The organism is Longimicrobium sp. (assembly GCA_036389795.1).
Classification (GTDB): domain Bacteria; phylum Gemmatimonadota; class Gemmatimonadetes; order Longimicrobiales; family Longimicrobiaceae; genus Longimicrobium.
Window position 1 is genome coordinate 1 of the sequence record DASVWD010000152.1, and the last position, 9070, is coordinate 9070.

The following is a 9070-nucleotide window of genomic DNA, read 5'->3' on the forward strand; positions in this document are numbered from 1 at the left end:
CCCGGACTACTTCGACTCCCAGGGTGGAGAGCGCGTAGCGCGACGCCTGCAGCGGCGTCTGGAGAGGCTCGGCTACAAGGTGGAACTGCGGAAGGCCGCCTGAAGAGCGCGACCCCGGCTCCGTAGTTTCTATTCAGGAGCCGCCGCGCAGAACCATGGAAATGAGCGAAAGCCCGGCGGCGGCGAAGGATCTGCGGGTCGGGCCCGAGCGTGAGGCCGGCTGCCGCGCGATCGCCACCCGCAGATCCTTCGGGCGCACACACTCTTGCGCAGATGCGACTTCGGTGTGCGCGCCCTCAGAGACTTTTGAGAAACGTCACTTTGGCGCACTCGGAGGTCCTACTGGGTGGTCTACAGAGCCTCCGCAGAGGGAATCAGCCACGGATTTGGGATTGATTTCGCGTGCTGAAACACCAAAGGAGCGGTTCGTCAATAGTCTCTCAGGATGACAGCGTTTTCGGAGTCAGCACGAGACCAACAAGAAGCGGGACGACGGCAGCCACCGTCGTCCCGCTCTTCTTCGTCCGTCGTCGATCCGCCGCTCAGTAGTAGTAGGGGTTCACGCCCGCTTCGTGGTCGGTGAGGTCGACGACGTCCTGCACCTCGGGGATCTCCTCCTTCACCATCCGCTCCACTCCCATGCGCAGCGTGGCCGCCGAGGCCGAGCACCCCTGGCAGCCGCCCGTCATGCGCACGTAGATCACGTCGTCGGCCACGTCCACCAGCTCCACCGCGCCGCCGTGCATGGCGATGCGCGGGTTGATCAGCTCGTCGAGCACCTGCTGCACCCGCTCGGCCAGGGGGCTGTCGAGCCCGGGGCCGTCCGCCGACGCGAAGGCGGGCGGGGGCGCGGCCCGGCGCGGGCGCGGCGTCTCCACGCGGAAGCCGCCGTCCTCCTCGGCCCAGTCGATGGTGGCGCCGCTCAGCAGGTTGGAGGTGTCGAGGTTCAGGAGCACGCGGATGCCGTCCAGGTTGATGGCGATCTCCGTCTTCTCCTTGTCCTCGCGCTCCACCAGCGAGATGGCGTACTGCCGCTCCAGGGGGCTCTTCGGCCCGTCGCCGGCGGCCACCGCGATGCGCAGCGCCGGGTCGCGGACCACCTCGGCGTCCACCAGCGACTGGATCTTCTCCCGCGCGCGGTCGGTGAGCTCGATCATCCTTAGCCTTTTCCTCGCTCCGAAAACTTCCAACGCGGCGAATACCCCCCTGCGGGAGCTTCGTTCTGCGCCGGGCCGGCAAGATACCACGCCCGCGCAGGCGCAGAAACGACCGCGCCGCCCGAAGCGGCTTCGGGCGGCGCGGTTCGCAGGAGATTCGGCCGGTCAGGGCTTGCCGGGGCGGTCGGGCCGCCCCTTGGGAGCGGGGACCGAGGCCGGGGGGCCGCCCTGGCCCTGCCCGCGCCCCTGGCCGCGCGCGCCCGCCTGGCCCGACTGGCCGCGGACGTCGGGCGGGCCGCGCCGCGCGGCCGCGGCGGCCGCCTCGCCCGGGAGCTGGCGCAGCGCGTCGGGACCGCGGGCGAGCGCCGCGGTCACCGCCTCCAGCGCCCGCTCGGAAGCCATCCCCTCGGCGACCAGCTGGGTGAGCACGGCGATGGCCACGGCGCGCCGGTCGCCGGGGGCGGCCGCCGCCAGCCGGCCGAGCGCCCGCGGCTCCACGCCCTGCTCCAGCGCGTCGGCGCCCACCGACAGGTCTTCCGCGCTCAGCGTCACCCGGCCCGCGCTGGTCATCGCCGCCCGGGCGCGGGCGAGCGACTCCAGCCGGCGCTGCACCGCCGTGGCGATGCGGTCCATGGGCACGCCCTTGGCGCGGCCCTCGGCCACCTTGCCGTCCAGCAGCGAGACGGGGATGCCCGACTGCTCGGCCTGCCGCCGGGCCGCCTGGATCCTCTGCTCAGGGGTGCCCTGCGCCCCGGCGGCCGAGAGCGGCGCCAGCGCGAGCAGGGCAGCGAGCAGGTAGCGTCTCATCGTCGTGTCTCCAGCGAACTTAAGTACTGCTCCGTGGGTGGGTGCGCCTCCCTGACGAGCAGGGCGCGGCGCGCGTCACATCCGCTACGGCGCTCACGGCACCAGCAGCACCGCCGACTTCCCGCCGAAGCCGTCGTCCACCGTGGGCACCCCCGGCGGCACCACCACGTCTCCGCTCGCCGTGCGGAAGGCGTAATGCCAGACGCCGCGGCCCAGGGGAACGGCGGCCGTCCACTGGCCGCCGCTGAGCGTCATGGCCACGGGGCGCCACCCGGTGAAGTCGCCCACCAGCGAGGGCGCGGCGGCGTGCTCCGCCGCCGGGAGCCGGAAGGTGGCCACCCCGCCCGCCACCGCGGGGGCGAGCGGGGGCGGCGCCGCCCGTCCGCCCTCCCGCACGCGGCCCAGCGCGCGGCTCACCTGCAGGCTCCAGGAGCGGCGGGGCACGTTCAGGTACACCGGGTCGGTGGGCTCCTGCCGGAAGCCGGCCTGCACGCGCGTCTTCCGGTCCAGGCGGTACCCCGCGCCGGCGCCGTAGGCGGTGCTGGGGTCCAGCGAGTCGCGCCCCAGCCACCGCCCCGCGTACCCCCAGGCGCTCCACGCCCCGCGCTCCACCCGGGCCGAGGCCCCGGCGAACGGCCAGTCCTCGCCGTCGGCGCGCAGGTAGCGCCCGTCGGCCGAGAGCTCCACGCCGGGGGCGGGCGCCAGGACGAGCCGCGCCCCCGAGTCCAGCACGCCGCGGCTGCGGGTGGAGTCGCCCATCGCGTCGGCGTTGCCCACGAAGCCGGCCGAGAGCTCGGCGCGCACGGGCCCGCGGGCCCAGGTGACGGTGGGGATCACCTCCAGGGTGGCGCCCCCGCCCGAGGCCGCGCTGTCCGCCGCGCCGTAGCCGAAGAGGTGCGCGCCCAGGAGCATCCCCGCGGTGAAGGCGCCGCGCTCGACGCCCACCCAGCCGCCCGCGCCGCCCGCGCCCCAGGCCGGGCCGGGGTCGCCCAGCGGGGCGCCGGCGGAAAGGTAGAGCCAGCGCGCCGGGCCGCCGTCGTAGCTCACGCCAACGGAGGCCACGGTGCTGCCGACGCGTGCGGAGACGGGGTCGTGGACGGCGCGCCCGGCGGCGAGGTCCACCGTCCACTGGGCGGGGAGGGTGCCGGGCGCGAGCAGGGCTGCGACTGCGAGAAGGGGAAGGAAGCTGCCGCGCGTCACGTGCTGCCGAGGGGAGGTAGAGAGATGCGGCTGTTGGTGCCGCCGAAGTCGTCGTCCACCTGCGGCGCGTGCGGGTCGGCCACCCAGCGGTCGCCGTCGACCACGAAGGCGTAGTCGTGCACGCCGGGCTCCAGCGGCACCAGCGCCGTCCACTCGCCGGGCGCGGTCTCGCGCAGCTCCACGGTGGGCTTCCACCCGGTGAAGGTGCCGGCCACGCGGACGCTCGTGGCGCCCCGGTACTCCAGGCGGAACTGCACGTACACCGGCGGCCCCGCCTGCGGCGCCGCGGCCACGGCGGGGGCGCCCCGCACGGGACCCAGCGGCGCGGGATCGCCGCCGATCTGCCGGACGGCGAGCGCGGCCAGCGCGGCGAAGGCCACCCCGTACGCCGGGCGGAAGGCCACGCGCACCGGGCGCGGCGACCAGAGCCAGGCGAGCGCCGCCCGCACCGGCGACTCGCGGCGCTCTTCCCGGCGCCCGGGCGCGGCCGGGATGCTCGCCATCACGCGCGCGGTGAGGTCGGGCGCGGGGGTGGCGCGCAGGTGCCCGGCGGCGGCGTCCAGCACGGAGCGCAGCCGGTCGGCCCCGGCGCGCTCTTCGGGGGTGAGCGCGTCGAGGGAGAGGTCGCCGTCGAGGTACGAATGGATCCGGTTCGTCATGTCAGGAGCACCGCGCGGGCGGGATCGGGTCTTCAGGGCACCCGCACAGACGAGCGAGGGGCCGCGCGCGTCACACAATCCGTTCTCCCGTCTCGCCTTGCGCCGGCCCGGCGGGGCTCGTCGGCCCGCGCGCGCCCGCGCCACGCGAATCCAGGGACTCTGAAGATAGCCGGATGGCTGCCCGCGTGCCACGGGTCCGCCGCGCGGGAGAGAGCCCCGGGGAAAACGGCCCGAGCCACACGAAGGACACGCAGGAACGCGCGGCCGCCGTCAGATGCCGCGCTCGCGGAAGAGGCGCAGGCGGAGGGCGGCGCGGTCGCGCAGGCGCTCGGGAGGCCAGGTGCCGGCGTAGGCGGTCACGGCCAGGACCACCTCGGCGGCGACGGCGCGCCAGGGAGCGCGTCCGCGGCGCTGCTGGGCGATCCACCACCCGGGGACCAGGTCGGCCAGCGCGAAGAGGTCGGCCGTGCGCTCCGGGTGCGTCATGAAGCCCTCGTCGTGCAGGAACACCGCGGCCTCGGCGTCGCCCGCCATCACGTGCGCCACCTCGTGCCGCAGCGCGAACCAGCGGTCGGTGCGCTCGGCGGCGCGGTTGACCAGGATCGGGTAGACGCCCCTGCAGCGCGGGAGCGTCATGGCCACGGTCCCGGAGCGGAAGGCGAAGACCTCCACGTGCCCGCCGGCGGCCGCCACCAGCGCCGCCACCTGGTCGGTGCGCACGGGCGAGTACGGGCCCGCGTACTCCGCGACCGCGCCGCGCGCCCTGCGCACCAGCCGCTCGGCGGCCTCGATCACCCGATCGTCCGCGCTCGCCATGGGTCCCTCCTGTCGCGTGCCTGGAGACCGTGCGACGCTGCATCTTTGTGGCGTAAGACACCGGACAGAAACCGAAGTTCCACTCTTCCCGACGAAAAATCCCAGCGGCTTCGCCGTCATCCGCGTTTCCCGCCCCCGCCCTCCCCGTCCACTCGCGGGCCGCGTTCCGACCTGCGCTGCCGATCCGCATCCGACCCCAAGAAGGTGTAATTGCCGTTACCCCGTCGTGCGCATCCCGGCTCTCCGGCGTCCACGATCTGCACCTACGCCAGGAGCACCTGTGCCTGGACGAACCCGTCTCGCCGGCGTGGATGCGATCCACAAGGGACTAAACAGACCGCATTACACTCTTGACCTTTTAAACACATGTGGTTATTCTTTTTCACGAGATCGACCGAGACATCCGAACTTCGCCCGATCGCGAGAGAAGGCCCCTGACCGGAGACGCCGGTCCGGGGCCTTCGTGCACACTGGACGTGCCGGGAGGGGCCGATCCACGCCTCCGATGCCCTGTGCAACGAAGGACGAGCGTCGGGGCACGGGCAGCGGAAAGGCGACGGGCCGGCCATGGAGGATGGGCGCGAGGGTGGCGAGGTCGACCTGGAGAGCGAGAGCGGCGCCCGCCTGGCGGCGAGGAGCTGCCGGTGGACGATCGCCCGACGGCGGCGGACGGTCTTCGCTCGCGAACCGCCGGTCCCGATCCGGACCGGGACCGGCGCACTGTACCATCTGCCTTCCGGGGGCACCGGCAGGCATTTCCGAAGGAGGCCCGACATGGACCTCGGCAGTCCGATCTTCACCGTGGAGTGGCCGCACCTGCTGGGGGGCGGGGCGGTGGGCACCGTGCTTCTCCTGGCGCTGGTCGAGCGCCTGCGCAGGACGTTCGCCACCCGGACCGACCTGAACGGGTTCGGGGAGCGGGTGAACAACCTCGACACCCACTACGCCGAGCTGCGCAGGGCGGTCGACGACGTGAGGGAGCGGCTGGGGACCGTGGAGACCGAGCAGAAGCTCCAGTGGGAGCGCGTGATGGAGCAGGTGATAAAGCCACTGGAGCGGATCACCGACAAGCTGGAGACGGTGGGGAAGGCGCAGGCCGCGCAGGCCACGGCACTGGACCACATCGGCAAGTGGCTCGACCGCGTCGACGAGGTGCGCGGCGGCTCCCCCTCCAGCCGGCGCCGCCCGTAGCCGGCGCCGGCGGTCGCGGAGCGGGGGGCGCGTCTCCCGCTCCGTCGAGCTCACCCTCTCCCGTGCTTTGGAAAGTGGGAGAAGGCTGCCGCTCGTGCGGCGGCGGGCGAGGGCCGCCCGCCGCCGCGCTCGCACTCACGCCACCCGCGCGAAGCGCCTCACAGCTCGCCGCTCTCCACCCGGTCGCGCAGGTCGTACCACCACCCCGGGAGCACCCCGCGAGCGGTGAGCATCCGGCGCAGCCCCTCCAGCGCGTCCAGCTTGCGCAGCCGCTCCTCTCCCGCGGGGGCGATCCCGCCCACGAAGCGCACCATGGCGTCGAACGACCCGAACAGGTCCTCCGCCTCCCGCTCCATCCCGCCTCTCGCGCCGCCCTCCGCCGCGGCGGCTCCCGGCGCCGGCGACGACGCGGCCGACCCCGTGCGCAGCCACTCCCCCGTGGTGCCGCCCAGCTCCGCGATCCGCTCCAGCGTGTACGCGTGCGGCACCGCGCCGCCCGTCTCCCAGCGCGCGATCGAGCCCGCGTGCACCCCCACCCGGCGGGCCAGCTCCTCGCGGTCCCACCCCATCCGCTCGCGCAGGGCGCGGATGCGGTGGCCCACCGCCCGCCGTTCGTTCATCGTCGCCATGGCGCTTCCCGAAATATTGCCGAAAACGGGTTGACCGAAAGTGGCTGTCGCGTTAAATTCGTTAAGACTGTTAAACACTCCGTGAGAATCTGTCAATGTTTACACCCGGGCACCCGCGCGAGCGGGAGTCCGCACCTGAAGGCAAGGGGGCGAGCATGCAGGGCGGCTCCGACACGGGGCGCGAAACGCGCCCGCCCACGGTACGCCGGGTGATCCGGCGGCCGGTGCTCCCGCCGCGCCCCGAGGGCGGCGACGAGGCCGAGCCCGCGCGGCTGCTGCGTCCCGCCGCCGCCTGCCCCCGCTGCGGGGCGCGGCCGGCCATACGCATCACCGCGGCCATGGTCAGCGCGCTCCGCGGGCACGACGACGGCACCCGGCTGGGCACCTACCAGTGCCAGCGGCGCGGCTGCGGCGCCATCTACGACATCTGCGCCAGCGCCTACCTCCGCGCGAGCTGACGCGCGGAGCGTCCGGAGAGAGTATCCGGCCCCACCTCTCCCGTGCAAGGCCCGCCCCCGGCACCGGGCCGGGAGGCGGCGGGCAACGGCGGAAAGCGAGCGTTGCAGGCCGGGGGAGAACGGGAAGCTGGAACGCAAAGTTGACGCGGCGCGAGCGTTCGGGAACGCGGCGGACGGGACGGCGAAAAAGCTTGACGCCTTCTGCGTCCCGGATTACTTTGCCGCGCGTTCCCACACATCCATCGGCGCAGCACGCCCGAGGCGCTTCCGCCCGCCCGCAGGATCGCAGACTCCCCGGCCGGCGACCTCCGCACATCATACGCTACCGGTCTTCCACGGCCGGACCGGCGACTTCGCGTCCGCGCCCGGACGCATCGCAATGCCCATGCGTGGGGGGCAGACCGAAGTCCCGCGCGAGAGAACGACGACCTGGAGCATCCGCATGCGCAGCACCGGCACCGTGAAGTGGTTCAACGACGCGAAGGGCTTCGGCTTCATCACCCCCGAGGGAGGCGGCAAGGACTGCTTCGTCCACTACTCGGCGATCGTGGGCAGCGGCTTCCGCAGCCTGGCCGAGGGCGAGCGGGTGGAGTTCGACCTGGTGGACAGCGCCAAGGGCCCCGCCGCCGAGAACGTCCAGCGCGTCGGCGTCCCGGCCTGACGGCTTCCCCCTCACACCACGCCAAATCGAAAGCGCCGCCCGGGTTCCCGGAGCGGCGCTTCGCTTTGTAGTGCGTGAGTGCGGAAGTGAGTGCGTGCGTTGAACTTCGCTCCCCCGGCCGAAGCCTCGCCCCTGCCCGCACCCGCGCCGATGCCCCCTGAACGGAGCGGGACCTCGCGTGCAGCCTCCGCAGGAGGCTTCCTGCAGTTGTTGCCGCGGCTTCAGCCGCCCGAGACAGACCCGCCGGGAGCCTCAAAACTCCCCGATGAACCCGATCTCCGGCTTCAGCTCGTGGCCGAGCTCCCGTTTGACCGTCTCCTGCGCGAGGGCGATCAGCGCTCGAATGTCGGCGGCCCTGGCGCCGCCGATGTTCACGATGATGTTGGCGTGCTTGTGGAAGATCTGGGCGCGGCCGCTGGGATGGACGTAGCCCTTCAGCCCACACTGGTCGATCAGACGGCCGGCGCCGATCCCCTCCAGCTTCTGGAAGATCGAGCCGGCGCTCGGGTAGAGCCACAGGTCGGGGTGCTTGTCGTCGCGCCACTTGAGGTTCTCGCGGATCACCTCGCGCAGCTCCTCCTCGGGGCGCGGCTCCAGGCGGAAGGTCACGTCCAGCACCACGTCGCGGCGGTCGTGCAGCACGCTGTAGTCGTAGCCGAAGCGGAAGTACGCGCGGTCCACCTCCCGCACCTCGCCCTCCTCGCTCAGGATGGTGGCGCCCTCCACCACCTCCTCCACGAACATCGTCCGCTCGCGCTCGGGCGGCGGCGACAGGAAGTGCAGGTTCTGCCAGATCGCCCCGCCCACCGTGCTGGGGATCCCCACGTAGTGGTGCAGCCCGCCCAAGCCGCGCGACACCGTGGCCTGGATCAGGTCCGGGAACACCTTCGCCCCCGAGCCCGCGCGCACGCGGGTGCCGTCCAAAACTTCGATCCCCTCCGCCTCGTTGCGGATCACCAGCCCGCGGAAGCCCCCGTCGCCCACCAGGATGTTCGCCCCCACGCCCAGCAGGAAGAACGGCACGTCCAGCTCGCGCGCGGCCAGCACCGCGCCGGCCAGCTCGCCGGGGGTGCGGGCGCGGTAGAGCAGGTCCGCCGGGCCGCCGATCTTGAAAGTGGTGTACGGCGCCAGCGGCACGTCGCGCTCGATGCGCTCCGCCTCCAGCCGGGCGCTCAGCTCGTCGATCGGCAGGTCCAGGGTGTTCGCGTGGGGCATCTATCTCTCGCGGGATCGGTTCGGGCGCACGGCGACGCCCCCGGCGCGTTCGCAAGCCCGGTGCCCGGCCGGACTTCACCCGACACGCTCGAGCACTTCGCACCTCGCACCTCGCACCTCGCACCGCCGTTCCGGGCGTGTCCCTCCGCTGCGCTCCGGGCCGGGCTGCGCGCGCCGTAGGGCACGATACCGCTGTGCCCAACGGCGCCGGGCCCGCGTCGGCCGAAACTGCCCGGCCGCCACGGTCCCGGCCCTGTCGGGCGCGCATCCCTCACGC

Annotated in this window: 10 protein-coding genes; 3 read left to right on the forward strand and 7 right to left on the reverse strand. The window is 73.4% G+C overall.

The window, feature by feature from the left end:
* Positions 1–542: 542 nt before the first annotated feature.
* The 5 genes from VF746_20705 to VF746_20725 all read right to left on the reverse strand — a co-directional run bounded on the left by VF746_20705 (position 543) and on the right by VF746_20725 (position 4639).
* Positions 543–1157 carry a NifU family protein gene (locus tag VF746_20705; protein ID HEX8694860.1) on the reverse strand — a complete coding sequence of 205 codons (615 nt, stop codon included), beginning with the start codon at positions 1155–1157 and terminating at the stop codon, positions 543–545.
* A 165-nt stretch (positions 1158–1322) separates the two neighbouring features.
* Entirely contained in the window at positions 1323–1964 is a 642-nt protein-coding gene (locus tag VF746_20710; protein HEX8694861.1) for a hypothetical protein, read from the reverse strand.
* Between the two features lie 93 nt (positions 1965–2057).
* A complete protein-coding gene (locus tag VF746_20715) occupies positions 2058–3164 on the reverse strand; it encodes a hypothetical protein (protein ID HEX8694862.1) in 1107 nt (368 codons plus the stop codon).
* Complete coding sequence (locus tag VF746_20720; GenBank protein HEX8694863.1) at positions 3161–3823, reverse strand: glycogen-binding domain-containing protein; 663 nt, start codon at positions 3821–3823, stop codon at positions 3161–3163. Before VF746_20720 ends, VF746_20715 begins: the two co-directional genes overlap by 4 nt.
* Positions 3824–4093: 270 nt before the next feature.
* On the reverse strand, positions 4094–4639 hold the full coding sequence (locus tag VF746_20725; protein ID HEX8694864.1) for a hypothetical protein: 546 nt from the start codon (positions 4637–4639) through the stop codon (positions 4094–4096).
* A gap of 774 nt (positions 4640–5413) precedes the next feature.
* Between VF746_20725 and VF746_20730 the strand changes: the two genes are divergently transcribed.
* Positions 5414–5830, forward strand: coding sequence for a hypothetical protein (locus tag VF746_20730; GenBank protein HEX8694865.1), 417 nt, complete (start codon positions 5414–5416; stop codon positions 5828–5830).
* Positions 5831–5988: 158 nt separating this feature from the next.
* Here VF746_20730 and VF746_20735 read toward each other — a convergent pair whose 3' ends face one another.
* Positions 5989–6459 (reverse strand): helix-turn-helix transcriptional regulator, encoded by a 471-nt coding sequence (locus tag VF746_20735; GenBank protein HEX8694866.1) that lies wholly within the window; start codon positions 6457–6459, stop codon positions 5989–5991.
* A gap of 95 nt (positions 6460–6554) precedes the next feature.
* Here VF746_20735 and VF746_20740 point away from each other — a divergent pair, with 95 nt between their 5' ends.
* Both VF746_20740 and VF746_20745 read left to right on the forward strand, forming a co-directional pair.
* Complete coding sequence (locus VF746_20740; protein HEX8694867.1) at positions 6555–6917, forward strand: hypothetical protein; 363 nt, start codon at positions 6555–6557, stop codon at positions 6915–6917.
* 442 nt (positions 6918–7359) lie between these two features.
* Entirely contained in the window at positions 7360–7578 is a 219-nt protein-coding gene (locus tag VF746_20745) for a cold-shock protein (protein ID HEX8694868.1), read from the forward strand.
* 252 nt (positions 7579–7830) lie between these two features.
* Here the strand turns inward: VF746_20745 and murB are convergent, their stop codons facing one another.
* Positions 7831–8793, reverse strand: a complete 963-nt coding sequence (gene murB / locus VF746_20750) for a UDP-N-acetylmuramate dehydrogenase (GenBank protein ID HEX8694869.1) — start codon at positions 8791–8793, stop codon at positions 7831–7833.
* Between the last annotated feature and the right edge of the window lie 277 nt (positions 8794–9070).